At 66.1% G+C, this 24514-nt stretch carries 32 protein-coding genes; 6 read left to right on the forward strand and 26 right to left on the reverse strand.

The features are described 5' to 3' along the window. Positions 1-261: 261 nt before the first annotated feature. A complete protein-coding gene (locus JD276_RS15205; protein WP_200116514.1) occupies positions 262-984 on the reverse strand; it encodes a DNA cytosine methyltransferase in 723 nt (240 codons plus the stop codon). Between the two features lie 184 nt (positions 985-1168). On the opposite strand from JD276_RS15205, the gene JD276_RS15210 reads away from it, so the two are divergent. Further along, on the forward strand, positions 1169-1426 hold the full coding sequence (locus JD276_RS15210; RefSeq protein ID WP_200116515.1) for a hypothetical protein: 258 nt from the start codon (positions 1169-1171) through the stop codon (positions 1424-1426). Positions 1427-1497: 71 nt separating this feature from the next. Here JD276_RS15210 and JD276_RS16040 read toward each other — a convergent pair whose 3' ends face one another. The 18 genes from JD276_RS16040 to JD276_RS15290 all read right to left on the reverse strand — a co-directional run bounded on the left by JD276_RS16040 (position 1498) and on the right by JD276_RS15290 (position 11191). Beyond that, positions 1498-1857 carry a hypothetical protein gene (locus JD276_RS16040; protein ID WP_233615800.1) on the reverse strand — a complete coding sequence of 120 codons (360 nt, stop codon included), beginning with the start codon at positions 1855-1857 and terminating at the stop codon, positions 1498-1500. Then, entirely contained in the window at positions 1844-1993 is a 150-nt protein-coding gene (locus JD276_RS15220) for a hypothetical protein (protein WP_200116516.1), read from the reverse strand. Before JD276_RS15220 ends, JD276_RS16040 begins: the two co-directional genes overlap by 14 nt. A gap of 507 nt (positions 1994-2500) precedes the next feature. Further along, a complete protein-coding gene (locus JD276_RS15225) occupies positions 2501-2674 on the reverse strand; it encodes a hypothetical protein (RefSeq protein ID WP_200116517.1) in 174 nt (57 codons plus the stop codon). Beyond that, positions 2671-2964 carry an FDXHR family putative zinc-binding protein gene (locus JD276_RS16450; RefSeq protein ID WP_443673901.1) on the reverse strand — a complete coding sequence of 98 codons (294 nt, stop codon included), beginning with the start codon at positions 2962-2964 and terminating at the stop codon, positions 2671-2673. The genes JD276_RS15225 and JD276_RS16450 overlap by 4 nt, the downstream gene beginning before the upstream one ends. Beyond that, positions 2933-3424 (reverse strand): single-stranded DNA-binding protein, encoded by a 492-nt coding sequence (ssb, locus tag JD276_RS15230; RefSeq protein ID WP_200116518.1) that lies wholly within the window; start codon positions 3422-3424, stop codon positions 2933-2935. Before ssb ends, JD276_RS16450 begins: the two co-directional genes overlap by 32 nt. Further along, on the reverse strand, positions 3424-3960 hold the full coding sequence (locus tag JD276_RS15235; RefSeq protein ID WP_200116519.1) for a hypothetical protein: 537 nt from the start codon (positions 3958-3960) through the stop codon (positions 3424-3426). The genes ssb and JD276_RS15235 overlap by 1 nt, the downstream gene beginning before the upstream one ends. Next, on the reverse strand, positions 3957-4271 hold the full coding sequence (locus JD276_RS15240; protein WP_200116520.1) for a hypothetical protein: 315 nt from the start codon (positions 4269-4271) through the stop codon (positions 3957-3959). The genes JD276_RS15235 and JD276_RS15240 overlap by 4 nt, the downstream gene beginning before the upstream one ends. Positions 4272-5027: 756 nt before the next feature. Continuing rightward, on the reverse strand, positions 5028-5390 hold the full coding sequence (locus JD276_RS15245) for a hypothetical protein (RefSeq protein ID WP_200116521.1): 363 nt from the start codon (positions 5388-5390) through the stop codon (positions 5028-5030). Further along, entirely contained in the window at positions 5371-5754 is a 384-nt protein-coding gene (locus tag JD276_RS15250; RefSeq protein WP_200116522.1) for an HNH endonuclease, read from the reverse strand. The genes JD276_RS15245 and JD276_RS15250 overlap by 20 nt, the downstream gene beginning before the upstream one ends. Then, a complete protein-coding gene (locus tag JD276_RS15255) occupies positions 5747-6007 on the reverse strand; it encodes a hypothetical protein (RefSeq protein WP_200116523.1) in 261 nt (86 codons plus the stop codon). Before JD276_RS15255 ends, JD276_RS15250 begins: the two co-directional genes overlap by 8 nt. Before the next feature lie 140 nt (positions 6008-6147). Beyond that, positions 6148-6933 carry a recombinase RecT gene (locus JD276_RS15260; protein WP_200116524.1) on the reverse strand — a complete coding sequence of 262 codons (786 nt, stop codon included), beginning with the start codon at positions 6931-6933 and terminating at the stop codon, positions 6148-6150. Beyond that, positions 6934-7137, reverse strand: a complete 204-nt coding sequence (locus tag JD276_RS15265; RefSeq protein ID WP_200116525.1) for a helix-turn-helix transcriptional regulator — start codon at positions 7135-7137, stop codon at positions 6934-6936. Further along, entirely contained in the window at positions 7137-8078 is a 942-nt protein-coding gene (locus tag JD276_RS15270) for a YqaJ viral recombinase family nuclease (RefSeq protein WP_200116526.1), read from the reverse strand. Before JD276_RS15270 ends, JD276_RS15265 begins: the two co-directional genes overlap by 1 nt. Positions 8079-8443: 365 nt before the next feature. After that, the gene (locus tag JD276_RS16245; protein ID WP_267906456.1) at positions 8444-8569 is read right to left on the reverse strand and encodes a hypothetical protein; all 126 of its coding nucleotides are present in this window, start codon (positions 8567-8569) and stop codon (positions 8444-8446) included. Then, entirely contained in the window at positions 8562-8753 is a 192-nt protein-coding gene (locus JD276_RS15275) for a hypothetical protein (RefSeq protein ID WP_200116527.1), read from the reverse strand. Before JD276_RS15275 ends, JD276_RS16245 begins: the two co-directional genes overlap by 8 nt. 821 nt (positions 8754-9574) lie before the next feature. Beyond that, positions 9575-10075: a hypothetical protein gene (locus JD276_RS15280; protein ID WP_200116528.1), complete on the reverse strand. Its 501-nt coding sequence runs from the start codon at positions 10073-10075 to the stop codon at positions 9575-9577. After that, the gene (locus JD276_RS15285) at positions 10065-10940 is read right to left on the reverse strand and encodes a hypothetical protein (RefSeq protein ID WP_200116529.1); all 876 of its coding nucleotides are present in this window, start codon (positions 10938-10940) and stop codon (positions 10065-10067) included. Before JD276_RS15285 ends, JD276_RS15280 begins: the two co-directional genes overlap by 11 nt. Then, positions 10937-11191 (reverse strand): helix-turn-helix domain-containing protein, encoded by a 255-nt coding sequence (locus JD276_RS15290; protein ID WP_200116530.1) that lies wholly within the window; start codon positions 11189-11191, stop codon positions 10937-10939. Before JD276_RS15290 ends, JD276_RS15285 begins: the two co-directional genes overlap by 4 nt. A 56-nt stretch (positions 11192-11247) precedes the next feature. On the opposite strand from JD276_RS15290, the gene JD276_RS15295 reads away from it, so the two are divergent. From JD276_RS15295 to JD276_RS15310, 4 genes are all read left to right on the forward strand, one after another. Next, a complete protein-coding gene (locus JD276_RS15295) occupies positions 11248-11628 on the forward strand; it encodes a helix-turn-helix domain-containing protein (protein ID WP_200116531.1) in 381 nt (126 codons plus the stop codon). A 116-nt stretch (positions 11629-11744) separates the two neighbouring features. Then, on the forward strand, positions 11745-12992 hold the full coding sequence (locus JD276_RS15300; protein ID WP_200116532.1) for a hypothetical protein: 1248 nt from the start codon (positions 11745-11747) through the stop codon (positions 12990-12992). Positions 12993-13027: 35 nt separating this feature from the next. Beyond that, on the forward strand, positions 13028-13480 hold the full coding sequence (locus JD276_RS15305) for an ImmA/IrrE family metallo-endopeptidase (protein WP_200116533.1): 453 nt from the start codon (positions 13028-13030) through the stop codon (positions 13478-13480). Further along, positions 13480-14880: a recombinase family protein gene (locus tag JD276_RS15310; RefSeq protein WP_233615801.1), complete on the forward strand. Its 1401-nt coding sequence runs from the start codon at positions 13480-13482 to the stop codon at positions 14878-14880. The genes JD276_RS15305 and JD276_RS15310 overlap by 1 nt, the downstream gene beginning before the upstream one ends. Here JD276_RS15310 and JD276_RS15315 read toward each other — a convergent pair. The 7 genes from JD276_RS15315 to JD276_RS15345 all read right to left on the reverse strand — a co-directional run bounded on the left by JD276_RS15315 (position 14810) and on the right by JD276_RS15345 (position 22610). Next, positions 14810-17095 (reverse strand): FtsK/SpoIIIE domain-containing protein, encoded by a 2286-nt coding sequence (locus tag JD276_RS15315; RefSeq protein ID WP_200116535.1) that lies wholly within the window; start codon positions 17093-17095, stop codon positions 14810-14812. The genes JD276_RS15310 and JD276_RS15315 overlap by 71 nt on opposite strands. Positions 17096-17127: 32 nt before the next feature. After that, positions 17128-17835, reverse strand: a complete 708-nt coding sequence (locus JD276_RS15320; RefSeq protein ID WP_200116536.1) for a hypothetical protein — start codon at positions 17833-17835, stop codon at positions 17128-17130. Between the two features lie 6 nt (positions 17836-17841). Further along, the gene (locus tag JD276_RS16385) at positions 17842-19188 is read right to left on the reverse strand and encodes an alpha/beta hydrolase (protein WP_200116537.1); all 1347 of its coding nucleotides are present in this window, start codon (positions 19186-19188) and stop codon (positions 17842-17844) included. Further along, positions 19185-19835, reverse strand: a complete 651-nt coding sequence (locus JD276_RS15330; protein WP_200116538.1) for a hypothetical protein — start codon at positions 19833-19835, stop codon at positions 19185-19187. Before JD276_RS15330 ends, JD276_RS16385 begins: the two co-directional genes overlap by 4 nt. Then, positions 19832-20137, reverse strand: coding sequence for a hypothetical protein (locus JD276_RS15335; protein WP_200116539.1), 306 nt, complete (start codon positions 20135-20137; stop codon positions 19832-19834). The genes JD276_RS15330 and JD276_RS15335 overlap by 4 nt, the downstream gene beginning before the upstream one ends. Before the next feature lie 38 nt (positions 20138-20175). Further along, positions 20176-20469: a WXG100 family type VII secretion target gene (locus tag JD276_RS15340; RefSeq protein ID WP_200116540.1), complete on the reverse strand. Its 294-nt coding sequence runs from the start codon at positions 20467-20469 to the stop codon at positions 20176-20178. A 350-nt stretch (positions 20470-20819) separates the two neighbouring features. Further along, positions 20820-22610, reverse strand: a complete 1791-nt coding sequence (locus JD276_RS15345; RefSeq protein ID WP_200116541.1) for a proline--tRNA ligase — start codon at positions 22608-22610, stop codon at positions 20820-20822. Positions 22611-22731: 121 nt separating this feature from the next. Between JD276_RS15345 and JD276_RS15350 the strand changes: the two genes are divergently transcribed. Beyond that, positions 22732-24333 (forward strand): phospholipid carrier-dependent glycosyltransferase, encoded by a 1602-nt coding sequence (locus JD276_RS15350; RefSeq protein ID WP_307866608.1) that lies wholly within the window; start codon positions 22732-22734, stop codon positions 24331-24333. Positions 24334-24514: the final 181 nt, after the last annotated feature.

A 24514-nucleotide genomic window follows, 5' to 3' on the forward strand; every position in this document is an offset into this window, starting at 1 on the left:
TCTCGGGTGCAACAGCACGAGAGAGCGCCGGGACCACGGCCAGGATCGCGTCGGCCTGATCCCCGAGAACGTTCGTCCACAGCGGTTCGTGCAGGCGCGGGGTGATCGTCCGCAGAACTTCGATCAGTCGCTCCCGTGCGTCTCCGTCCGGTACCGTGAGCGCCTCTGGCTTCTTCATGGTTGGTCCTTTCAGGTCTGCCTCGGTCACACCGATACGACGGAGAGAATCGACCTCGGTCTGGGTGAGAGAGCGGCTCGCGTTCATGCTGGAACCGCCGCGAGATGGGTGATGAGCTGCTTGCCGATGTGCTCGGTGTACGCCGGCGGGATCGCCTCAACGAAGCCGTGGCGGTCCATCCAGTCGATGCCCATCGCCTCCGGCCACTCGTGCTGCCCGCCGGCGTTGCCATACACCTGCACCACGGTTGAGAGGCGGTGCTGTCCGTTGGGTCTCCACCCGGTCCAGTACTTCGGCTCTTTGAAGCGGGAGTGCGCGCACGCGACGCCCTCCAGGGCGATGTTTGACTCGAACATGCGGTGTCTGCGAAGCGGTCGGCCGAGCCCCGTGCCGCACACCCTCACCGGGAAGTAGAGATGGTCGGCGGCGTCCTGCACGTTCTCGATCACGTAGGGCCGGTTCGTCTCCTTCAGCAGAGCGCGAATCGGGCCGATGAGGTTCGGGTAGTCATAGTCTCGGCCGAGAGCCTGGTTCACCTTCCCAAGGTTCAAGAACGACTGACACGGCGGCGAAGCGTGGTAGGCCGCGATATCGGAGAACACGATCGTGCGGCCGGACGAGAACTCCAACGGCAGCCCGTCCAGCAGGAGATCGAGAGCTCGGATCGCATCCATTTGCAGGAACGGATAGGGGTAACGCGACTGCGGGTCGATATCGACACCGATCACATCGAATCCGGCGTCCGCATACCCTCGGGATGCTCCGCCCTGGCAGCAGAACAGGTCGAGCAGGAGCGGGGCGCTCATGCGGCACGGCCTTCTGCATCCGGTGCCTGCCAGTCGCACGCGACAGCCGGGCCGAGGCCGGCGAAGTGGTCGACAGATACCACAGGCGGGCTCATTTTGCACCACCCCACCGCGGAATGGACACTCCGCCGACGCCTGCCATAGCGTGGAAGTCTTCGACCGAATCCAACGAGAGGAACCTCAGATGTCTATCCGCAGGAAACTCACCGCCACCGGCGCTACGGCTGCACTCGTGCTCGGCGGGGTATTTGCCGCTACCCCGGCTTACGCTGCGGCCCATAGCTGGGGTCCGCTCTTTGGCAACAAGTCGACTTGTCAGATCCAGACTGCGAAGAAGGCGGCGTCGATTGCGCGGCAGAAGCCGATCTCGGTCAAGGTGCGCTATAAGTGCAAGGAGCAGGACGGGTACTACCACACTTACATCGAATGGCGCACACGGTAGGACCGTTTGCGGGTTGCGCCTCTCTCGCCCTTCGGGACGGGGGAGGCGCTTTCTTGTGGGCGGGTAGGGATTCACGCTGAGCACCCCTCTGGGTAGTGCGTATCAAAGGTGTGCGCCTGGACCCAGGTCGGCTCACCGGGCAGCACTACCGACCATGACAGCGACCCTCGTGCGGGTGCGGTGCCGTAGTTCGTGCCGTACGACTTCGACCACCCGACACCGCGGGCGTTGATCTCGTAGATGTCCGGCGCCCGCGTGTAGCTGATGGTGAGTACGTTCCCGGTGACGGTGTACGTACCGTTGTCGCCGGAGGTTCCCCCGCAGGTGCGTGACGGATCCGTTGTGGCGCTGACCGCTGGCACGGCGACCGCGGCAGCGATCACCGGCACCGCCCACGCTGCACCCAACAGGGCGCGTCTACTGGTCGTCATTGAATCTTCCTTTCAAGTGTTCTTCAGTGATGCCGAGACGGCGCAGGGACTCCATGTCCGTGACGGTGAGGCCACGCAAAGAAGAAACGCGCCGGGGATCATCCCGGCGCGCCTCCTCGTCCTGCTCACCACTCATGCGGCATCCAGCTCGTGGTCTTCCCATGCAAGCGGCGGTTGCCACCCCTGCTTGCGTGCGTGGGTTCGTGCCCTCGCTGCTCCTGCACCAGTGATCGGCCGCATCGAGGCTTTCTCATAGAACGCGGCGACACGTCGGGCTGTAGACGCCATGACCTGGCCCCGGTTCCCGGCGCGAATATCAGCGATGTAGGTGCCCACCGACCCGACTTCCGCGGCTATCTGATGGCAACCCCACCCGATAGCGGAGAGTGCCCGCAGGCGACGGACGGTGCCGGCGGCGGGCACCTTGTGGTTGACGCCTTTCGCGCGCCGCCGGTATGCAGACTCAGCCGCATGAGAGGACAGGCATGGTCGGCATTTGCATCCGTGGTGCTGGCGACACGTCGACGTGGCTTGATGTTTGTGGGATGGTGGGCACACATGCGCCATTGCGGCTCCTTCCAGACGTGCTGAGGGGGCTGCAATATGACCGCAGCCCCCTCTGGGATGAAGAAAACCCCGCCTGTTAGCGGGGTTCGCGGGAGTTGAGGATGCTGGTCGTGCCCGACCGTTTCCGTTTGCGTCGGGCGTTCTGGATCGGGCCGGCGATGCATGCGATCAGGATGATGAGGATCACGATCGCGAGGACACCGACCACGGTCCAACCGAGGAGATCGATGAAGAGGGACCAGGGGTTCATGCTGTTGCCTTTCGTCGTGCGAGTGCTTCTGCGCTCATCTTGGGGCCGCGCCAGGTGCCGTTCTCTAGGCGGAGTAGCACGCCCGCGTACTTCACCTCGGATGGTGGAAGGCAGACGCGGTTACCCTGCTTGTCGGTGATGCGGTGAGCATCGAACACGGTTTCGCCTTCGAAGGTTTCGTGGCAGGCGCCGCAGTGCCCGGTCCGGTTACCGCGCTGTCTCCACGTCTTCCCGCAGGCCCCGTGACTGGTGTTGTGGTCAGAAGGGCTGGTCGGTGTCACCGAAACCACCTCCGAATGCTTGGGGGTCTTGGTTTTGGGAGCCGAACCCGGGGTTCCGGCTGTACGACCCTGGGCCCGAGTTTCCGAAGTCGCCCTGGCCGCGTTCCTGACTGCGGCTCACCTGGGCGGAGGCCCAGCGCAGGGTCGGCCCGACCTCTTCGACCTCGAGGTCGAGAGAGGTGCGCTGCTGACCCTGGTTGTCGGTGTAGCTGCGCTGCGTCAGCCGGCCCTGCACGATGACACGCATACCCTTCGTGAGCGACTGCGCCACGTGGTCGGCGTATTCACCGAACACCCGACACCCGAGCCACAGCGGTTCCCCGTCTTCCCAGTCCTTCGTCTGCCTGTTCTGCACGCGCGGGGTGGATGCGATTCGGAATGTGCACCACGAGTTCCCCGACTGCGAGATGCGCGGTTCAGGATCCGCGACGAGGTTGCCTACTACGGTAATGAGCGGTTCGCCTGCCATTAGATGGTTTCCTTTCCTGCGCGGACTGCGTCCACGACTTCTTGTTGGTACTTCGTGAGCGTTCCCATGAAGGGCTCCTCGTACGCTGCCGCCCCGATGGCGGCAAGGGTGAGTGCGTCTGCCTCGTTGTTGTTGCCGATCACCACGTCGGGGTAGCGGCGTGCAGTGGCGAGCATGACTTCGTCCTTGCCTGCGTTGCCCTTTCCTGTGGCGAACTTCTTCACCTGCGACGGCGTCACCAGCAGCGGCGGGGCGAAGCTGCACGCGGTAGTCAGCACGTCCAGCAGCAGCCACCAACCTCCGAACATGCGATCCAGTGATGAAGACTTCGCCGCGAACGCCGGCGATTCGAGAATGACGTAGGGGTCGCGGTCGCCTACCCATTCCTCGATATCGAAAGCGATACCAGTGACTCGCTTCGGGAAGTCAAACCAGTGTTCTTCCTTCACCGACCGGACAGTGATGCTTTCGGCTTCACCGTCCGTGATGGCGCACACTCCTGTCGCGGTGAGGCTGAAATCAATACCGAGGATCATGCGGCCTCCTTTCGCTTGTTTGGTTTCATCCCATAGTGGCGTCGCACGTCGGCGACGTATCCGCGGGTTCGGTCGATCTCGACCGCGATCCGCCCGTCATCAAGTCCGGCTTTCACCAACGCGATGATGATGTTGTGGGTCTCGTGTGTCTTCGCCGGAGGTGGCGGTGCATCTTTCTTCGCGATCGCGTTCTCGATGATCTGCGCGACCGGCAGCCCCTCAGTGTCAGAGCGTTTCCAGAGCTCCCAGACCAGAGCACCCGGAAGCTTCACCGGCACCTGCTCGGACCTACCGACGATTGGCCTCGTCATAGCTGGTCCTCCTCGAGTGCGGTGCAGGAGATACAGGTTCCGTCAGACAGCCAACGGTGCTCGTGCACTATCGGCCCTTCGTCGGCTGCCCACTTCTCGTAGTGGGTCCACGCGACTTTGCACCCTCGGCAAGGTAGGTCGGTTCCGTCTGGATGACGATTGCAGAAAGGCGAGGGGGCCGAAGGCGCACCCCCCTTCTTTAGAAGGGGGGTAGCTGTAGTAGTAGCTGTAGTAGTGGGGTAGCCCGTGCCCTCACCCTCCGGGGAGGGGGTCTCCCAAGGGGTGTGCGGAGGGGTGTCGAGTAGTGTCGAGAGGTGCTTAGACACCCACGGATTGACCTTGCCGCCCTTGCTGGTTGCGAAGCCCTCCGGATTCTCCCGGCGCAGCCGGTTCCCCTCATGCGCGATGATCCCCCGCAGCGACTCCGATGACGCATCAGCAAAGTCGTTCCCGATGGAACGCCAAAGATTCGGATTCACCAGGAGTCCATCGTGTCGGAGGAAGGATCTCACCAGAATCTCTTCGGTCTCATCGTCCGTGAACGCGAATCGCCCGTCCGCGAGCTCGACTGCCTGAGCACGAATGCCTTCGGCATCGACGCCCGCGACCTTCGCAGCGATCCTCCCCGGCCGCCAGTCCGCTATCCCCACATAGCTCAGCGAGGGCGTGGTCAAGAGGTGCATGTAGAGCCACTGAGCGCCGATCGAAAGCTTGCGCCATTCAGCGCTCCCCCACATGTCAGTGCGGATGTTCGCCCTATCTCGCGCCAACGTCTTCCTCCTTCCTGATCCTGATCGCTTCCTCGAATATCGATTGACGGTCTCGATCTCGGCGCGCACGGGCCCGTAGCGCTTCCTCTTCGAGGATCTTGAGATCCACGGACCGTGCGAGGCGTTGCGCTGCGGTCGGCCAGCCGAGCATCGACTGCTCGATAAGGTCACCCCACCCGACCTGGCATGCGTGAATCGAGAGGGCCTCGAGGTAGAGACGCGCGTTATGGTGCTCGCCCTTCCCCGCAGCGCTGTCGTGCATCTCGCAGAGTTCCTGGGAGGAGAACTCGCGTGCAGCGAGACGCACCAGATACCACGGCGTGTAGCTGTCACCAGGGTTGGCCTTCATCGAGTTCCCTCCCGCCGAAGTCATCGAGCCAGTACACGTGCCCGTCCGGGTACAGCACTGGCGTGAGTAGCGCACGTTGCGCGGTCTTCGCGTGCGTAGAATCACCACGCACCCGCACACCTCGTCGTTCGAGCTCGGCACGGTTAGCGTTGGATTCCTTGTAGCCGTTGCATATCCCACACGCCGCGATCAGGTTCGACGGCCGGTCGAGGACGCCCGACTTCGCTCCCCCGTGCCCACGATTCGCACGATGGTCAGCGACGTCTGCCGTGCCGGTGCAGTCTGGTGAGATTCTGAGAACGCAGAGGCCGTGGTCTCTTTCGATCACCACGGCCACCGTCTTCTTCGGGATGCCTTTACTCATCCGACGCCTCCCGGTACCAACCGGGGAACAAATCACTGCAGTGCCGGCTCTTGCCTTCCACGTGCGCTGTAGGCCCGTAATAGGACATTCCAGTTGGCGCCATGAAAACCCACCAGAACTCGTGCCGCTCTCGGCAGGTGAAGCACCACCGCTCCCCCATCGAGTCGCGCGCGTACTCCTCCATATCGGTGCCGCAGATCGCGATTGCGCCGTCATCGATGCACCAGTCGGCCGATTTTGTTGACTTGCTCATGGCACCTCGCATAGCTCGTGCCCGAAAAGGGTCGCCGTCTTCATCGACTTATTCACGGCGCCTCCGTAGGTCTCGTCGTGCAGACGCAACAGGAGCGACTCCGAGGATCAACCCCGGAGCCGCGACAGATCGGACACGAATCAATCGGCTTGAACTGGCCCATCAGGCACCACCTCCGCGTCCTGCACGTCCTCAACCGGCTGCACCGACAGGTCTTCAAGGCCGCGAACGTGCGTAACCTTCTGCTCGTCCGCTTCGATCGCACGCCCGAGGTCGGTCGACTTCGGGAGACGCTTCGACAGTGCACGGATCGCGGTCTTCTGCGCCATCTCTTCCTCGTGGGTTTGCCACGGGGTGCCCTTGTCCCAGTAGTGCGGGCGACGGTCGTACACGGCGTCCTTCGTGAGGTAGATCCACGCGGTGCCGCCCTGCTTCATGCGGGCGACTGCAACGACACCGATCCAGTGGCGGTCCTCCTCGAAATCGCGAGGCTTCCACTCAAAGAACATGCCCCGCTCGGCGTTCGCCCCGTACTCGAACATGTCCCCTTCACGGACCATGAACGTTTGAATATCGGTCACGAACTCGGAACGGAGAGCGAGCTTGATCATGCCCTGATACCCAATGATTGGCAGGCAGATGTCGCGGCCCTTCTCCTTCCTCGGGGTCAGGTAGAACTCCCCCAGCCCGGAACCGATCTCGAGGCGGAGCTGAGCTGCGAGCATCACCCCGCCGAGCACGGTCGCCGGATCCGCTTGCGCGAGCTTCGGGGACTTCCGAACCTCGGTCAACACTGCACGCACGAACGCATCCGACGACATCGCGCCGCCGAGTTGCCGCTCGATCTCGGGCTTCTGCTTCTCGATCAGATCAGCCATCGTCGGGTTCTTCTTCACCGCAACAGCGGCCTGAGACAAATCAGACATCTACGCCTCCTCAGCGCGCTTGGTACCAGTGCGCTTGGTCGATTCGAGCCATTCGATAACGTCGGCTCGGTCGTAGACACAGACCTTCGGACTGGGCTTCATGTACTTCGGTCCCTGCCCCTTAAAGCGGAGCTGCGCGAGCTTGGTCACGGTCATGCCAGGGATCATCTCGGCGACATCATCAGGGCTCATGTACTCGGGCATTACTTCGTCTCCTTTGGTTTGTAGGTGCGCATCACGAGGTACGGTGCACCCTGCTGTGTGTACTCGGCGGCGAGATCGGGGTGCTCCTCCCGGAAGCGCTTACCGTCGAACGACGCTCGCCCGTTCTGGCGCTTATACGTGAGCAGTGTCTTCCCGCCCACGGTGAACTTCTCCACGTTGTGCTCCAACATGAAAGCGCCAAGCTCGTCACGAATCTTGTTCGCGTCCGCTTCCATCTCCTTCGCGGAAGCAAGAAGGAACGCCCGCTGCTCAATGCGATCCTGCAACTCCTCGGGTGCTTCCATCTCGTCACCCGAGTCATGCCAGGCCTCGGCCATTTCCGCCACGTTTGCCGGCGGCGGGGCCACATCCGCTTGCAGGTTCTCCCAGAACGTCGTAAGTGCGGGCAGCATGTGGTCATCGATGAATCGGTCATCGCGGTCCTCCCAGAACAGTCGGAACTCGCGCCCACCGATCCACACGACCACCGCGGCGCGCTGCGTCCCGGCGACGAGCATTTCCGCCTGCACCTGGATGCGAATATCGGTCGGGATACCCTCGTCCCACTTGTGCCCGGTGTAGTGGTGCGCGGTCTTGAACTGCCACGTCGTGAAGGGGATTGAGCTCACCCGATCGAACGAGGCGTGCAAGAACGGGTACGCTGCCGATCGGGCCATGAACGCAGGCTCCAACTTCACGTCCACGCCGGAGAACTCTTCGACCCACTTGTGGATGATGTGCTCCGACTCATGCCCGATAAACGAAAGGAGCGGATCGAACTCCCGATCCACTCCCTGCTTACTGCGGTACACGTCCAGCGCGGTCGCGTACGGACTCAACCCCATCACCGCCGCCACCTCGGACGCCCCGACACTGTTGCGGCGCTCCTGCTCCCACTCGGGAGTGTCTGGCACCACATCAACAACTTCGTACGTCACCATTCCTCCTTTGCGCGGTCCCTTGCGTCGTCCACTCGTTCCCAGAACCCTTCACATTCCGGATTGTCTCGACCCCAGAGCGCCCCGCACTCACCACAGCTACAGCGCTGGTCACGGTTGTCGGGTGCCCATCCTGTGTCCTCACGATTCGTACGGGACATCACGCCTCCTTCTCCGGGATCGGCGGCGGGGCCAGACGGTGCCCCGCCGCGAGTTTGGCTTTCCACTGGTCCAGGCGTGTCGGTGCGCACCGAGGGCATGCCGGGTTATGTCCTGCCGGGTTGTTCCCGTTGCTGCACGTTGTCGTACGCCGTGGTGTGCGCCCGTACAGGCCGGCACCGTGCGTGCCCGTGAACGAGATCAGCCCGTCAACCATCACTGCCACCTTTCATGCCGAGCCACCGCTTCAACGGCTTCCGGTACAGATACAGAACTGCCGCCCACAACACGATTGCGAGCGGCAGAAACAGAACGGTCGGGATCTCCTCAACCATCGAGAACCCCGAGCGCGACCCCGAACGAGCGCAACGTATTGCGGATCTGCTCATCCGTCGTCTCGCTCATCCCCTCGTACTCGACCGCCATCGCCGCACACCCAGCGATAAACATCTCGCCCTGACCCTGCGCAACATCACGGATCATGCGGGCAAACTCACCCAGATTCAGTTCATGCTTCATCCGTCTCTCCTCCTCAAAACTTGTGCGGGTGGTGCGACGATGGGTAGTTCCGCCCCGCCGCTGCTTGTCTAGCGCTCACCCATACGGGCTTCACCGTCCGCGACCACCCGATCGCGCGCCAGCAGTCGACTACTGGACTTCCGTGGTGGCCGCGGTCGCTCAAACCCCGCGGTGGGCCGTCAAGTCCGACGCGCCACCCCTTGACCGTGTTTGCCTGCCACTACTCCCCGCCTCAACGGATCAGCAGTGCGCGTGTAGCGACTCCACCCACCCCGAAGGGCAATGAGGAAGCGGGCCGCCGTAACCGGTCGAAATTGAATGGATCTCTTCGCCGCCTAACGGTCGACAGCGCTCCCCCACCACGAGGGGCTGCCAGAGATCATGTATTCAGTGCTGCCTCCCCTCCGTAACCGGGGCCTGGTGGCCATCGTCCGGGGAGCGCTATGTTCGTGAATCCGCCGCTTTCAACGGCGACGGACCCTGTTTTTGGGTGCAGTAGGTGGACCCCACCGCGACACGGTGGGCTGAGACAGGGGCGCTGTTCGCGCTACTCGCGGGTCGTGAGAACCACCATCAGGACCAGACCGACCACGGTCACGCACGCCACGAGCGCTTCAGGCCACGTCACGCCGCATCCTTAAGGTCGACGGCAGCACGTTCCGCCTGCAATCCCCGAATCAGGACCTCGAGCTCATCCACAGACGGACCATCCGGCTTGTACGCAGCCTCCGCCGCCTCCCGCGGATCAGACGCATAGATCCGATCCATCGCCCGACCGAACACGCGCCCGGCCGCGGTCACACACTCAGACTTCGACAACATCACGCCACTGCCTCACTCGCCTCAGCGGGAGGAAAACCGCCGGCCTTCCATGCAGCGCCGAACGTCTGATGCTGGAGCACGACGTCACGCACCTTCATGTAGGCCGCATTGAAGTCGAGGTACGAGCGCTTTACCTTCCGGTAGTTCTCGAAGCGGATATCGTTCATCTGCTTCAGGTCCAGCGGGGTGACATCGCACCACGCCTTCCGTCGACCGCCGCCGAGCGTCACGATCACATCCAGGTCTTCGGCCAGAAGCGGGACCTCGCCGTAGGCCGCACGCTGGAGGATCGCATCCGCCGATCGCCCGTCGGCTTCGTCAGCCTTCTGCAGCTCCGACCGAAGTGCCCTCTCAACATCGACCTCGAGACGACCGGCACGAACCTCGACCATGAGGGTCGCGAGCGCGGACTCGATCGCTTCAGGACGATCCACGCCGTCGTCACCGTACGACATGACGGCTTCTCGGTAGACGCGGGTGATAATCTCTCTATTGGACATGGTGTGCCTCCATTTCGGCAGCGGTAGTGGTGAGCCCCTGAGCTATGTGGCGTAGCTGGGACGGGGTGAACAGTTCGGTTTGGGATGGGGGCACATCGTGCTTTCCGAGGGGCCACCATTCAGTAATGATTCGGTCCCGGTAGGACTCGTAGGTGAGTCCGAGGAGAGTCTCGAGCGAGGACCCGATCCCCTTCGCCGCCTGGACCGCATTCAGGCGGTTCGCTTCCTCACCAGACGGGACTGGCTTCGGCTCGCGCGGCTTCTGCTTGTACTCCTTGCCGTCGAGCCCGGTGATGGTCTTCACCTTCTCCGTGACGGAGTGCTCGGTCACGACAGGCGCGGGAGCATCTTCGATGACTTCCCCGGTCTTGGTGTTCGCAAGCATGTCCTCGTGCTCCATGACCGCTTCATAGAAGCCATCCGCATCGCCGGAGTCATCCACGACGTAGAAGCCGTTCTCCTCGTCGGAGTACGTGCGACGATGCGCCGGAGGCTCAGGTGTCTCATCTGATTCACCACGCAGGTGTCCAGAACTGGACACCTCGATGTCAGCAGCTACCTGAGACTTGCTGACCCCGACGATGGGCGCGATTGCCCTGGTGCTCATTCCTGCCTCAGCAAGCTCAGCCACAAGCTCGCGGCGCACGTCCCGAGCGAGACGCAGCGGCTCATCCCCAAACAGATCCTGGATGTAAGCCGGCCATGACGCATACCCGAGCGTGACGTGATCCTCAAGCTCACGCGCCTGGTGCACGAGCTTCTGCAGAGACCGCATCGCCTCGTTCGCGTTCGTCGCATGGAACCGGATCCGCTCAGCACGACGCTGCGCTGCCTCGACATCGAGACGCGAAACATCGGCGCTCATGCCGCCACCGCCTCGATGTTCGATGCTGAAGGCCGAGCAATCAGGGCCGTCATGGGGATCTTGAGCGCTCGTGCAATTGCCCCAAGCTCTTCGAGTGTCGTGCCATTGGGATGAGTTGCGTGGATGCGCCGCGAAAGGGTGCGCATGGAGATCCCCGAAGCCGAGGAGAGCCACTCCTGAGTGAGCCCGCGATCCTCGAGGATCTTTCGGATGTTCCGTGCCGCGAGAGCGGTAACTGCCTGCGTTGCCATATGGCAATTCAAACACAAGGCTTGCCACTTGGCAACTCGTCTGCCAGAATTGGCACATGCCTTCAGGAACAAGTCAGCTCCCCGGCCCCATTAGCAAGGCCGTCGCAACGATCATCTTTGACTCAATCGCCTCCCATGGAGGACTGTCGCAGGCGGCCGTCGCAAGGGATGCGGGTATGTCCACTTCCCAGCTCTCTCGAGTCCTGAATGGGCACAAGGTATTCACGCTTGAGGAGCTAGACCGTGTATGCGCCGCGTTGGGGTTGGAACTATCAGAAGTGGTCGATCATGCGGATCAGGCTTCGCGTATGAGACGCCGGCTCGCTCCGGTGACCCCTATCGGCGGGAATGTCGGCAGTACCAATGAGGCTGGCATCCCCGACCTCGCACGCGCCGCGTTCGAGGATGACGGCGACGACGGCGCAGACCTCGACTAACCAGACAGCATCCACTAAGCGGAGACTTCATTATGCAAAACCTAGTTCAAGCGCCGACCACACAGGACGACGCCAACGGGCCCTCAGGCTCGCGAATACTAGTCATAGTCGGCGGCGTGCTCTCAGCGTTCGTGCTACTCCCCACGCTGCCCTACCTGTGGGTGATCGTTGGCGCAATCCTCGTCCCGATCGTGTGGGTAAAGACTGGCCGCACCCGCAAGGCCATGATGGCGGCGGCAGGCTGCACAACAAAGGAAGAGTGGAACGCGTTCGTCAACGCGCTTCCCACGAAGAAACAGCTCAAAGCGATGCAGCAGAACACCGGCTACCGTCCAGGGTCGGCTCTTGCCGCGGTCGCCCATGCAGACGGTAGGCCGGCCGCTTCTCCTGCACCGCAAAGACGCACAGCTTCGACGACGTTCATCTCGCCGCCCCGACCAGAACTGCGTTACCCGAAGTACTCACTGCTGAGCCCCAAGCACGCCAACATTGAAGTCGTTGGCGAAGCGTACCGGGAGAAGAGCGTGATCGCCGCCCTCGGAGGACTCACGCCCGAGGTTGAGAAGACCGTCGAAGACGCCATAACGTTCTTGATCCACGAGCCCGAAAACCCATACGGCGAGGGCCACGCCGTCATGGTTTGGATGAACGGGCACCACGTGGGATACCTCGCCAGCGAAGACGCTGCAAAATACATGCCCTACATCAAGCGAATCACCGATGCTGGCTACCTCCCCACCACCACGGGACGCATCTGGGGTGTTTCGAGACACGACTGGCAGGGGAACTTGAAACACCACCTGTACGCGCGGGTCGCTCTCAACGACGCCGATCAGCTCACCCCCACAAACGACCCTCCAGCGGGCGACTACTCGTTCCTACCCTGGGGGAACGCAATTCAAGTGACCAAGGAAGCGGATCACCTCGCCGAGCTGACGGAACACCTCCACGGCCCAGATAGCTATGCGATTGCGACCCTCCGAGAAACTTCCCGAACCCTCAAAAACGGGACTGTGCGCGAATACGTCACCGTCTACATGAGCGGTGACGAGATCGGCGAGCTGACACCCAACATGAGCGAAAAAGTGCTGCCAACCATCCGGCATCTTCACGACTTGGGATACGAGGCGGCAGCATGGGCTCGCGTCAGGGGCTCGGCACTGGCCATCGAGGTCACACTCCACGTCGCGAAGGCTCACGAAGTCCCCGACTCATGGCTTGCTGAGATCCCCGTTACGGTTCCCGCCCTACACCGGTCCCGAACAACCGCTACGAGCGATCCATCAACGACCGGAGGCATCCCACAAGCCCCGAGCAACGACGACACGCCCCAAGCTGCCCGTGAGCAGAAATGGGACTTCTAACATCTTCACCCCACGCGGAGGGCAGGAAAGATCAGATGCAAGCACTGTACGACTACGCAGCGTCGCGTGGCGTGCGGATCGAGTACTGCGATCTGCGGCACCTTAACCGGGCGGGCGACTGCCACCCAACCACCAAGACGATACGCATCCAAAGGGGCCTCCTATACCGCAAAGAGCGCAGCGTGCTCGCCCACGAACTCGCCCACGAATACTACGGAGATGAACCAGACATGTTCGGCAAGCTCTCTAATCGCGCTGAAGATCGCGCAAACGAGTGGGCGGCACACTTCCTCATCAACCCAGACGAATATCGTGTCGCCGAAGAGAAGTACGGCACCAACACCCAATGGATCGCGCAGGAGCTATGCGTCCTCCAAAAGCTCGTGGTCGCCTACGAACGCACCCTCTGCCGGATCGGCGATCACGTCTACATCAACCCACGGCACGGCATCGGACAGTGGGACGCCCGAATCAAGGTGGTGGCGTAATGCGGAGCCTTCGCCCGGTCCCTGACACTCCACCTCGCGCCGTCCTTTACCTGCGCCAGTCGGTGTCCCGTGACGACTCGATCTCGATCGAGCTTCAGGAGACAGCGGGACGGGACTACTGCGCACAGCACGGATACGAAGTCGTAGCCGTCGAAGTTGACGAAGGCCTATCGGGGCGGAACTGGTCACGGCGACCCGCTGTCCAGCGCGTCATGGACATGGTCGAATCGAAGGCCGCTGACGTGATCGTGCTCTGGAAGTGGAGTCGTCTATCCCGTAACCGCAAGGACTGGGCGATCGCGGCCGATCGTGTCGACCTTGCTGGTGGCCGCATCGAGTCCGCGACGGAACCGATCGACACGGCAACTGCCAGTGGACGCTTCGCGCGCGGTGTCATGACCGAGTACGCCGCCTTCCAGTCGGAACAGATCGGAGAACAGTGGCAGGAGGTATTCGCGAGACGCGCGAAACTCGGCCTCCCACCCACGGGCGCATTGCCCTGGGGATGGGAAAACACCCCGGACGGAATCACGATCAGCGATGAGAACGCGAACGCGATCCGCCACATGTACCACCTCTACTCCGAAGGCCGCGGCCTCGTCTACATCGCTAACTGGATGAACGACCAGGGCCACCGGTCGAAGCGGGGAAAGATCTGGCACTTCGCCTCCATACGAACCTGCCTCGAGTCCCCCTTCCACGCAGGCTACGTCGTCTACAACGGAGTGAAGTACGACGGTGCCCACACGCCGATCATCAGCCGACACGAATACGATCGCTTCATGGAAGCTCGACAGGACCGCGCAACGGTGAAGAAGCCGCGCCTCTCGCCTTACCTGCTCTCCACGATCGTGGTCTGCCACTGCGGTAGGAAGCGAGTAGGCGGCGTCTCGGGGCGGAGGAACCGCTCCTATGTGTGTATCTCAGCGGAGCGGCACCTCAGGAAGACGAGGATCTGCAAGCCTGTCGATGAGCTCGTGTCGGGATGGGTGACCTCGATCGATGTCCCCAGCTTGCGTGACAATGCCCCCGCCCCGGTCGATACGAAGCTCCTGAGCGCGGAGATCGAGAGCGTCGAACGAGGGATCCTTGCTCTGAACACGCACCTCGCTCTCGAACGGATCACCCCGGAAGAGCATCAGGCAACACGGGACTCCATGCGCGAACAACTCGACGACCTTCGACAGCAGCTCGAGGTCGCGGCGAAGGCAGACCGCAACACGGCCCTCGCATACCTTGACGGCAAGGAGTCCCTGATCCGGTCCTGGCCAGCACTGACGGTGGAGGAGCAGCAAGGCTTGCTGCGATCGCTCGTGAAGTACGTGAGGATTATGCCTGACGACACACTCGAGCTGCAGCCACGATGGAACTCCCCTGTCGTGGTTTTGGGGAGTTCCTGAGCAGGAAGTTGACCCTCTCGGGGCTGATCGTCGCGGCGAGGCTCATGATCCAGCTCTGCAGGAACTCCGACTTTCCCGAGCCGGTGGTGCCGCCGACCAGCGCGTGCGGCCCGTGCGCCCGGAGATCGATGGAGACCGGTCCGTCGGCGCCCTGCCCGACGGTGGCGACGAGTGCCGCCGGCGCCCGGCGCTCTCCCGCCCGCCATCGCGAGACGAGCGTTCCCGTTGCGGCCCAGGCCTGCAGGATCGGGCGCCCTCCGCCGAGCAGATCGGTGTGATGCAGCTCGCTCAGCGCCACCGTCCTCGGCAGGTCGGACTCGTCGGTCACGCGGGCTCCCGCGTCTTCGACGGGCGCGAGTCTGCGCGAGAGACCGAGGGCGACCGGCGCATCGACGTATTCCGGGCGCAGCAGCTCGACCTCGCGGCCCTCCCGGACGAACCCCGCCCGGGAGCCCGAGGGCTCGAGCGCGACGAAGGTGCGGCAGGCCGCGGGGATCGAGGATCTCTCCCGCGCCAGCCAGAGCAGGTGGATTCCGACGTCGGGGCCGTGCTCCGCGAGCGCGATGAGGCGCGCGGCCTCCACCTGACCGTCGTCGAGCACCAGCACGACCACGGCGGGCGTCACCGGGAGGCGGCGGACGCCCTCCCCGTGCGGATCGTCGTCGTGGGCCCCGCGATCGAGTCGGGAGCGCACGGTGCTCGCCGAGAGATCCCTCCGCCTCGTCTCGAGCAGGCCCTCGAGCGCCGTGATCAGCCGGAGCGATCCGGGAGCGTCATCCACGAGCTGTCGGCTCGGGATGGGATGCGAGGCCCCGTCGACGTGCGGCAACCACTTCAGCCAGCCCCACTCCCGCCCCTGGTCCGGCCCGGCGAAGCAGACCAGGGAGAGTTCCGCAGGCGAATGCAGGCCCGCCAGTTGCAGCACGAGCGCCCTCGTGAGCCCCTCGGCTCGGCCCCGCTCCCCCGCGATCCCGATCGATCCCGATCGTTCGAAGTGCTCGAGCACGGGGACGGAGCCGACGTCCCTGAACTCCCGTTCGAGGTCGAGCAGCGCTCTCCAGTGCTCGGGCGGCGATTCGCTGCGCGGCGGGAGCGCGAGCCCGGTGCGGCTCGGGAGCACGCCCTCCCCGAAGCGGATCTCGAGGAAGGAGCGGTGCTCCGGCCTCCTCGTCCAGAGGCTCGTCGTGCGGTCGTTGATCGCGGTCGCGGTCGTCGCGAGCGAGGGGGCCTCGGAGTCGCGGATCTCGGCCTCCGTCGCGCGGAGCCGACGCAGCTCCTTCCGCTCGATCTCGAGCTCGCGTTCGAAGCGGAGCGCTTCCCCGCGGTCGCGGCGGCGTCCGAGGAGCCTGCCGTCGAACCAGGCTCCGATCATCATGAGCGGCGAGAAGGCGACCATCATGAGACTCATCGGCGATCCGGTGATCGCGTACATCGCCCCGCCCATCATCATGGGCGCCAGCATCGCGAGCATCGGCACGCGCGCGGGGGCCGATGGCGCGGGCGGGGCCGGAAGCTCCCTCGTCGAGCTGCGGAAGCGGGGCTCGACGCGGGGAGCCCGCATGTGGGGCACGCGATGCGAGAGCTCGGGCGTCGGAGCGGACGGGGCGCCCGGCGTGATGCGCAGCACGACGTCGCCCACCTCCGCCGTGCAGACTCCGACGACGACGTGCCTGGTCACGGCCCGACCGTCCACGAGGGTGCCGTTCGCCGAGCCCGCGTCCCGCAGCACCGTCTCCGCTCCGATGACGATCGCCGCGTGGCGTCGCGAGACGCTCCCGTCGTGGAGGTGGATCCGGGCCCTCGGGTCGCGACCGATGGTGTTCTCGCCGCGCACGAGGCTGTAGACCGCGCCCGCCTGCGGGCCGGAGAGGACTTCGACGCAGCCCGCGGCTTCGATCATCCGCGGGGTGGATCGGTGGACGCCGAACTCGGCCACGGGCTCGATGCTCCATCCAGATTGGAGCCCGGAGGCTCCGATCGGCGAGCAGGGATCGAGCAGCGCGTACCCGTGTCCGTCCCGGGCTGCTCCTCCGGCTCGTCCCCTCAGCGTGACGGGGGCGAGCCGGTGCCGCGCGACGGTCTGCAGGTGCGGATCGTCGACCGCCCCCGCGCGGATGAGAGCCCGCGCGGCATCCCCGACGGTCGCGGTGACGTCGCAGAGGATGGCGATGTCCCGGCTCCCGCCCGGCGCGACCAGGGTCACCTTCATCCTCATGACTCGCCCTGCCGAGGTACCGCCGGTTGCGCTCAGGGCGCGCTCGGCCCGGCTTCCATCTGCTCGGTCTCGAGATGCCCGGTCGACTCGCTCGGACCGCTCGGATCGCTCGGATCGCTCAGGTCGCTCAGGTCGGCCGAACCGCTCGAACCGCTCGGGTCGGCCGGCTCGGCCGGCTCTCCTGAGGATCCCGCCGCGCTGTAGCGCTCCGTCACCGTGGGGTGATCGGAGCAGGAGGAGGTGATCGAGAGCGAGACGAAGCTCTCGCCCACCTGAAGGCCGAGGACCGCCCCATCCTCTCGAACCGCTCGGAAGTGCTCGAACGGCCGCTCGGTGCTGCCCCGTTCGATCACCGTCGACACGGCCCACCCTTCGGAGAGCCAGTGCTCTTTCAGCCGCCCACCCAGGTCAAAAGGCTCCTGAAGCGTGTCATTGTTGAGATCGAGCCTGAGGCGCCCGGGCTGGGGTCCGCGCTGACTCGGACGGCAGGTCTCCGTTCTCGCGTCCCGCATGATCGCGTCCTGCTCTGCCGGCCAGGGGAACTCGGGGCTGAACTCCCACCATCCCTCCTCTCCGAGAACACGGATCGCATCCCGGGCCCGCGCCTCGACCCACGCACGCTGCTCGTCCAGCGTCGAGTGGTCCCACCCCTCGGCATCCGCCACCACGGGCACCGGTCCGCACCCGGCCACCCACACCATCGCCGCTCCAATCGCTCCGATCCTCGTCCAGAAACGCATCCCCGCCTACCTCCATCCGTACGAACGGTCGAGCTGCTCCTGCGGCAGCGGCGGCCGCTGCTCGGTCTGCACCAGGTCGCCCTCGACGAGATCGAGCCGGTCGACCGAGATCGCCGCCGCGTTGTGCAGGGAGTGCGTCCCCCGGTCGAGGTAGCCGTGCCCCGCCGACGCGTTCGTTCCGCCCGCGCCCCGCTCGCCGCGCCCGATGATCGAGTGCCCGTCCGTGGCCTTGAGCGCCCCCGTCCCCTCCACGGAGAAGGCGTAGGCTCCCCCGATGGAGAGGGCGGCGCTGCCGGCGGCCTCCGGGTTCGGCTGCAGCCGCCCGGAGAGCTGCGAGCCGAGCGGTGCGAGCAGGTCGCCCTCCGCCATCGCCGTGTAGATCTTCGGTCTTCCCGCACGGTCGCGCCCGACGCGCAGCTCGGAGAGGTCGCTCAGGCGGCCACCGTCGAGCCCCGCCGAGCCGATCATCGTGAACGACCGCGCGGGGTGGGTCGCGAGCAGCAGCGCGTTCGCCGCGACCGGCGTGCCGTAGGAATGGGCGAGCACCCCGAGATGGGGAAGCGGCCCGTCGGAGCTCCGGGCGGCGTGCGCCCCGTCGAGCTCGGCCGCAAGCCGCTCGGCTCCCGCCCGGGCGGCGCCCGGCCCCAGCACGGTCACCGCGTTCGGGGTGTCGTAGCCCAGGAAGGCGACGAGGCCGACTTCCTCCGCGCTGTCCGCCGATGCCCTCAGGAGGGCGACCTGCTGCGCGTAGAGGTTGCGGCTCGCCGTGTCCCAGCCGGCGAGTGCCTGGTGCGCGTCGTTGTTCATGCCGGGCACCTCCCAGGTCACGTGCTCCGCTGCGTCGAGGTCTCCGTAGCCCACCGCCACGAGCGGCACCATGCCGTCGAGGTGCAGGGCGACCAGCTGGATCGGCGGTTTACCTGAATCCGTATCGAGAATCCTCCGCAGTTCCTGGAGTGCGACCTGGCAGTCGGCGCTCAGCTCCTCTCGATGGACGGAGTAGAACTCGAACGTCCGCCGATTCGCCTCGTCGCGCACCGAATAGGGCAGCCCGGGGAGATTTCCGATCACCCACGGCACCTCGCGGATGAGGGTCGCTCGCTCCTCATCGCTCAGCCCGCTCCACGCCGCGGCGACGAGGTCGGCGTCAGGAGGGGTCGTCCAGACCAACTCGCCCGACGCGCTCCCGAGCAGCTGCTGCAGCAAGGGGTGGTGCCGGGCCCCCGCCCATGCGCTGCTCACGCCCCGCAGCTCGCCGGCGATGCCCTGCGCCACGCTGAGGCGTATCCCGTGTCGGCTGCCGTCGCTCACCTCGATGAGCCGCCCGACGGACGTCTCGTCGAGGCTGTTCACCAGTCTCGTCTCTCGGCCGCGCGACGCTCCGAGAGCAGCGTGCGCCACCGGATCTCGGCGATGCGTATGCCGTCGAGAGCGGAGAGCCAGTCGGCGACCGCGACACGCCACTGCTGCTCGTACATCGCGCGCAGATCCTGTGCTGCCACGCGTCGCTGCACCTCGTCGAAGTCGTCGAAGCCCGGCCCGAGCACAGGCTCGGGCATCGACGTCGGCGGTCCCACGCGCCACGGATAGGAGCCCGGAGCACGGATCGCCTCCGCCACCGTCTCGATCTCGGCGGATCTCGCACGGATCGAGTCCAGGTGGTCCTCGACGTCTCGCTCGATGCGCGCAGCATCGAGGCGGATACGGTCGATCTCCGAGGCGTACCCCTCGAAGGCGGTCTCGGCCGCGACGGCGCAGCGCTGCAGGGCCGCCGCTCCGGGTTCCAGCCGATCCGCGAGCTTGGAGCGCACCGTCGACACTCCGTCTCCGGTGAGCATCGCGAGTTCGTTCTGCGCCGCCCTGATCGCATTCCCGTAGACCTGCGCATCGCGTGCCGTCCCCCGTGCGTAGGATGCCGCCGCGCCCGCCTCCTCCGCGCCCCCGAGCACGGGCGTCTCCGCCGGGAGCACCGACTCGGCGGAGGCGGGCACGCCGCTCACGGTGCTCCCCTCAGAGCGCCGAATCCGGGAGAGAGGGACCGCCCGATCCGCGTATCGAGCTCGTCGCCGGCCTGCCGAGCCCCGGCGACCTCGAGGTCGGCCGCCCGCGCGGCATCCGCCAGCGAATGCCGCGCGATCTCCACGCCCTGCAGAAAGCGAGCGACCTGCTCGCCGATGCCGGTGAGACTCCGCAGGGAGACCGAGGGCGCCGCTCCTCCTCCCGCCATCGTCAGCGTCGCCACGGCCAGCGCAGCACTGGCGGCCGCGAGGCTCTCGTCCTTCAGCACGACGCGATCGTCCATCCCGCTCACCTCCCGCCTCTTCGGACGGTCGCCGCGCTCTAGCCGATCCTCGCGGCGATCTGGGCGTCCATGTCGCGGAGAGCCTCGGCGGTCTGCACCAGGAAGTTCTGGATCTCGGACAGTTTGCCGACCACGGTGCTCGCACTCGCCGTGTACTCGGCGTAGGCGCTGTTGAACTTGCCCGACGCCTGGTCGGTCACGAATCCGGAGGACACCAGGTTCGTGATGAGGTTCTGCATGGTCTGCAGCTTCTGACCGATCTCGTCGCGGCCGGCGCCGAGCTGCGCCGCCGCCTGCTCCATCTCCGAGTACGAGACGTTGATGTTCGCCATGAGGTTCTTCCCATCTCCAGGATCGCGAAGAGCCCCCAGTTCGCCGGATATTCGTTTCAGACGCCCGCTTCTGCGGGCGACATCCGAACGGTAACACCGCGCCTGCGACCCCGGCGCGCAGGAGGAACCGATTGTGGATAACTCACTGGTGATGAGGCACGAACACCTCCTGTGAGCCGTTCCGCGGAGCTCCGACGCGGCGGAAGACCCCACCAGAGCGCATCGCCGGACGGGCTCGCGGGCGGACCGCATCGTCACGAAGGCAAGAACGGGCGGGGCCCCGGAGCGTGCTCCGGGGCCCCGCGAGAGAACCGAAAGAAGAGGAGGAGAGAGGGCGAGAGAGACGCCGCTCAGGCTCCGAACAGCCCGGGCACCTCGGCGATCGCCACCTTCTCCTTCGTGCCGGCGGCGCGATCCCACACCTCGGCGAAGCCATCGGCCGCATCGCGACCGACCACCACGACCCGCGGCACGCCCAGCAGCTCCGCGTCGCCGAACTTCACGCCGGGCGACACCTTCGGGCGATCGTCGTAGAGCACTTCGGCGCCGACATCGTCGAGCGTGGCGGCGAGCGACGCGGCGATCTCGTAGACGGCCTGATCCTTGCCCGTCGCGACGAGGTGCACGTCGAACGGCGCGACGGCTTCGGGCCAGACGAGTCCGCGATCGTCGTGGTGCAGCTCGGCGAGGATCGCCATGATGCGGGTGACGCCGATGCCGTACGACCCCATGGTCACGGTCACGAGCTTGCCGTTCTCGTCGAGCACCTTGAGCCCCAGCGCCTCGGCGTACTTGCGGCCGAGCTGGAAGACGTGGCCGATCTCCATGCCGCGCGCGAGGGTCACGGGCCCCGAACCGTCGGGAGCGGGATCGCCATCCCGCACGGTGGCGACGTCGACCACGCCGTCGGCCGAGAAGTCGCGGCCGACGACGAGGTGGGCGACGTGCTTCTCGTGCGCGTTGGCGCCGGTCACCCAGGCGGTGCCGTCGACGATGCGCGGATCGAGCAGGAAGCGGATCCCCGTCGTGCCCGCCTCGCCGAGCACCTGGGTGATCTCGCCGGAGGGTCCCACGAGCGCCGGGCCGATGTACCCCTTCACCAGTTCGGGATGCGCGGCGAAGTCCTCGGCGGTGGCGGGCTCGACCTCGCAGCCGGGGAAGGCCACCTCGACGCGCTTCATGTCGGCGTCGCGATCGCCCGGCACGCCGACGACCGCGAGCGACCGCTCGCCCTCGACGGTGGTCACGGCGAACACCAGGCACTTGAGCGTGTCGGCGGCCTCCCAGGCGCGGCCGTCCTCGCGCGGCAGCACGGCGTTGGTGTGGGCGACGAGCGTGTCGATGGTCGGCGTATCGGGAGAGTCGAACACGAGCGGCGCCGGCAGGCCGACGATCTCCTCGGCAGACCGGGCGGCCGGCACGGGAGACTGGTACGCCTCGACGTTCGCCGCGTACCCGCCTGCCGAGCGCACGAAGGTGTCCTCGCCGATCTGGGTGGGCAGCAGGAACTCCTCGCTGCGGGAGCCGCCCATCGCGCCGGCGTCCGCGGAGACGATCACGTACTCGAGACCGAGCCGCTGGAAGATGCGCTCGTAGGCGTCGCGCTGCTTCTGGTAGCTCTGCGCGAGCCCCTCGTCGGAGGCGTCGAAGGAGTACGCGTCCTTCATCGTGAACTCGCGGCCGCGGAGCAGGCCGGCACGGGGGCGCGCCTCGTCGCGGTACTTGTCCTGGATCTGGAAGATCGTCAGCGGCAGATCCTTGTACGACGAGACGATGTCCTTCACCATCAGGGTGAAGGCCTCCTCGTGCGTCGGGGCGAGCAGATAGTCGGCGCCGTGACGGTCCTGCAGCCGGAAGAGGGCGTCGCCGTACTCCTCCCACCGCCCGGTGGCCTCGTAGGGCTCGCGCGGCAGCATGGCCGGGAAGTGCACCTCGTGAGCGCCCGCCGCGAGCATCTCCTCGCGGATGATCTGCTCGAGCTTCGCCTTCACGCGCAGGCCGAGCGGCAGCCAGGCGAACACGCCCGGGGCCTGGCGGCGGATGTATCCGGCGCGCACCAGCAGCTTGTGGCTGGCGACCTCGGCGTCGGAGGGATCCTCGCGAAGGGTCTTCAGGAAGAAATTGCTGAGGCGGGTAATCACCTGACCATCGTAGCGCCCGCCCCGGCGGCGCCGGGCACCGGGGTCCGCACCCTCCCCGCCGGGCGCCGCCGGGCACGGCAGCGCCCGGTTCGCCCCTCCCGCACTCCGTAGGCTGGGTCGCGTGCCCCTCACCGCCCTGCACCGCCTGCGCTGGCTCGGCCCCGTCGCCGTGCTCGCGATCGCAGCCGGGCTGCGGTTCTGGGCGCTGAGCCGGCCGGACGTGCTGGTCTTCGACGAGCTCTACTACGTGCGCGACGCGGTCAGCCAGCTCGCCCACGGCTACCCCACCGTGTGGCCCGACGACGATCCGGCGTTCGACGGTGCGCGATCCCGGGCGTTCGGCGATGCGGCGTCGAACGCGGTGCACCCGCCGCTCGGCAAGTGGGCGATCGGGCTCGGGATCCTGGTCTTCGGCGCGGACAGCGGGTGGGGGTGGCGCAGCGCGGTCGCCCTCGCCGGGGTCGCGACCGTCGCGGTGACGATGCGCTTGGGCTGGCTGCTGAGCCGCAGCCTGGTGATCGCCTGCCTCGCCGGCCTGATGCTCGCGGTCGACGGCGTGCACGTCACGCTCTCCCGGGTCGGGCTGCTCGACGGTCTCCTCACGCTCTTCGTCGCGATCGGTGCGCTGCTCGTGTGGCGCGATCACGAGGCGACGACCTCCCGGCTGCGGATCCTCGCGGAAACCGGTCGCCCGGAGCCCGCGCGGACGATCGGACGGACGATCGGACGGCCGCCCGGTCGGCCGGCCGGCCGGCTCCCCGCGCGGCATGCGCTCCCGCTCTGGCGGCCGTGGCTGCTCGCCGCGGGGCTCGTCTTCGGCGCGGCCGCGGCGGTCAAGTGGTCGGGTCTCTACCCGCTGGCGTTCTTCCTCGTGTTCACGGTGGTGCGGGATCTGGTCGTGCTGCGCTGGATCGGCGCCGGGCGGCCGATCGCGACGACGGCGATGCGGGCGCTCGTCGCGGGGGTCATCGCGCTCCCGGCCGCGGCGCTCGCGTACCTCGCGAGCTGGGCCGGCTGGATCCTGAACCCCGGCGGGTGGGCGCGCGAGCCGGGCACGCCGTGGCCCGTCGCGCTCGCGCGGTACCACGCCAGCATGCTCGAGTGGCACGGCACGCTGAGCGCTCCCCACCCGTACCAGTCGCACCCGATCGGATGGCCGCTCGGTCTCGAGCCCACCGCGATGTACAAGCTGCGCTGGCCGCAGGGGCCGAGCTGCCCGTGGGCGGAGGGATGCGTCTCGGGGATCTCCCCGCTGCCCAACGTCCTCGTCACGTGGGGAGGTCTAGCCGCACTGCTGGTGCTCGCCTGCGCGGTGGTGCGGGCCTGCCTGCGCAGGGGATCGCGGGCCGTCGACGCGCCGCTCGTCGCCGCGGGGGCGTTCGTGCTCACCGGCTATCTCTCGGGCTGGCTGCCGTGGGTGCTCACCCTCTCGCGCTCCGCGGTGTTCCAGTTCTACACCGTCGTGCTGACGCCGTTCTCCGCGGTGGCGCTCGCCCTGGTACTCGGGCTGCTGTGCGGGATCGCGGTGCGGTCGCCCGACGGGGCGAGTGCGGGGCTGCGGCTCGACGGCTCGGCGGAGGCCCTGCGGGGGCGCAGGGCCTCGGTGGCGATCTTCTCCGTCGCCGCGGTGGTGCTCGCCGTGCTCTTCTTCCCGGTGTGGACGGGCATGCCCGTCGCGAGCTGGTTCTGGCAGCTGCACCTGTGGCTGCCCGGCTGGGCGTGAGGGTCCGGCGGGCTAGATGTAGTTCCTTGGGACGTTGTGAACGGCTGAATTGAAACGAAGACCTCCGACAGGATGTGGGTTACCACACTCACCATCCGCCGGAGGTCTTCTATGCCCCACGCTAACGCACCCCTCACCCCACTCGGACGAAAGCGTCTCGCAGCACTGGTGGTCGATGAGG

This window comes from Leucobacter chromiisoli (assembly GCF_016522505.1).
In the GTDB taxonomy this organism is placed as follows: Bacteria; Actinomycetota; Actinomycetes; order Actinomycetales; family Microbacteriaceae; genus Leucobacter; species Leucobacter chromiisoli.

What these genes read in the sequence shown, in the direction of transcription:
- JD276_RS15340 (WP_200116540.1), bottom strand. Translation starts at nt 20,469, where the DNA reads ATGGCGAACATCAACGTCTCGTACTCGGAGATGGAGCAGGCGGCGGCG.
- JD276_RS15275 (WP_200116527.1), bottom strand. Translation starts at nt 8,753, where the DNA reads ATGAAGCATGAACTGAATCTGGGTGAGTTTGCCCGCATGATCCGTGAT.
- JD276_RS15305 (WP_200116533.1), top strand. Translation starts at nt 13,028, where the DNA reads ATGCAAGCACTGTACGACTACGCAGCGTCGCGTGGCGTGCGGATCGAG.
- JD276_RS15295 (WP_200116531.1), top strand. Translation starts at nt 11,248, where the DNA reads ATGCCTTCAGGAACAAGTCAGCTCCCCGGCCCCATTAGCAAGGCCGTC.
- JD276_RS15220 (WP_200116516.1), bottom strand. Translation starts at nt 1,993, where the DNA reads ATGAGTGGTGAGCAGGACGAGGAGGCGCGCCGGGATGATCCCCGGCGC.
- JD276_RS15310 (WP_233615801.1), top strand. Translation starts at nt 13,480, where the DNA reads ATGCGGAGCCTTCGCCCGGTCCCTGACACTCCACCTCGCGCCGTCCTT.
- JD276_RS15285 (WP_200116529.1), bottom strand. Translation starts at nt 10,940, where the DNA reads ATGAGCGCCGATGTTTCGCGTCTCGATGTCGAGGCAGCGCAGCGTCGT.
- JD276_RS15265 (WP_200116525.1), bottom strand. Translation starts at nt 7,137, where the DNA reads ATGCCCGAGTACATGAGCCCTGATGATGTCGCCGAGATGATCCCTGGC.
- JD276_RS15255 (WP_200116523.1), bottom strand. Translation starts at nt 6,007, where the DNA reads ATGAGCAAGTCAACAAAATCGGCCGACTGGTGCATCGATGACGGCGCA.
- JD276_RS16245 (WP_267906456.1), bottom strand. Translation starts at nt 8,569, where the DNA reads ATGGTTGAGGAGATCCCGACCGTTCTGTTTCTGCCGCTCGCAATCGTG.
- JD276_RS15210 (WP_200116515.1), top strand. Translation starts at nt 1,169, where the DNA reads ATGTCTATCCGCAGGAAACTCACCGCCACCGGCGCTACGGCTGCACTC.
- JD276_RS15250 (WP_200116522.1), bottom strand. Translation starts at nt 5,754, where the DNA reads ATGAGTAAAGGCATCCCGAAGAAGACGGTGGCCGTGGTGATCGAAAGA.
- JD276_RS15205 (WP_200116514.1), bottom strand. Translation starts at nt 984, where the DNA reads ATGAGCGCCCCGCTCCTGCTCGACCTGTTCTGCTGCCAGGGCGGAGCA.
- ssb (WP_200116518.1), bottom strand. Translation starts at nt 3,424, where the DNA reads ATGGCAGGCGAACCGCTCATTACCGTAGTAGGCAACCTCGTCGCGGAT.
- JD276_RS15280 (WP_200116528.1), bottom strand. Translation starts at nt 10,075, where the DNA reads ATGTCCAATAGAGAGATTATCACCCGCGTCTACCGAGAAGCCGTCATG.
- JD276_RS15335 (WP_200116539.1), bottom strand. Translation starts at nt 20,137, where the DNA reads ATGGACGATCGCGTCGTGCTGAAGGACGAGAGCCTCGCGGCCGCCAGT.
- JD276_RS15240 (WP_200116520.1), bottom strand. Translation starts at nt 4,271, where the DNA reads ATGACGAGGCCAATCGTCGGTAGGTCCGAGCAGGTGCCGGTGAAGCTT.
- JD276_RS15260 (WP_200116524.1), bottom strand. Translation starts at nt 6,933, where the DNA reads ATGTCTGATTTGTCTCAGGCCGCTGTTGCGGTGAAGAAGAACCCGACG.
- JD276_RS15245 (WP_200116521.1), bottom strand. Translation starts at nt 5,390, where the DNA reads ATGAAGGCCAACCCTGGTGACAGCTACACGCCGTGGTATCTGGTGCGT.
- JD276_RS15270 (WP_200116526.1), bottom strand. Translation starts at nt 8,078, where the DNA reads ATGGTGACGTACGAAGTTGTTGATGTGGTGCCAGACACTCCCGAGTGG.
- JD276_RS15235 (WP_200116519.1), bottom strand. Translation starts at nt 3,960, where the DNA reads ATGATCCTCGGTATTGATTTCAGCCTCACCGCGACAGGAGTGTGCGCC.
- JD276_RS15225 (WP_200116517.1), bottom strand. Translation starts at nt 2,674, where the DNA reads ATGAACCCCTGGTCCCTCTTCATCGATCTCCTCGGTTGGACCGTGGTC.
- JD276_RS15290 (WP_200116530.1), bottom strand. Translation starts at nt 11,191, where the DNA reads ATGGCAACGCAGGCAGTTACCGCTCTCGCGGCACGGAACATCCGAAAG.
- JD276_RS15320 (WP_200116536.1), bottom strand. Translation starts at nt 17,835, where the DNA reads ATGCGTTTCTGGACGAGGATCGGAGCGATTGGAGCGGCGATGGTGTGG.
- JD276_RS15315 (WP_200116535.1), bottom strand. Translation starts at nt 17,095, where the DNA reads ATGAGGATGAAGGTGACCCTGGTCGCGCCGGGCGGGAGCCGGGACATC.
- JD276_RS16040 (WP_233615800.1), bottom strand. Translation starts at nt 1,857, where the DNA reads ATGACGACCAGTAGACGCGCCCTGTTGGGTGCAGCGTGGGCGGTGCCG.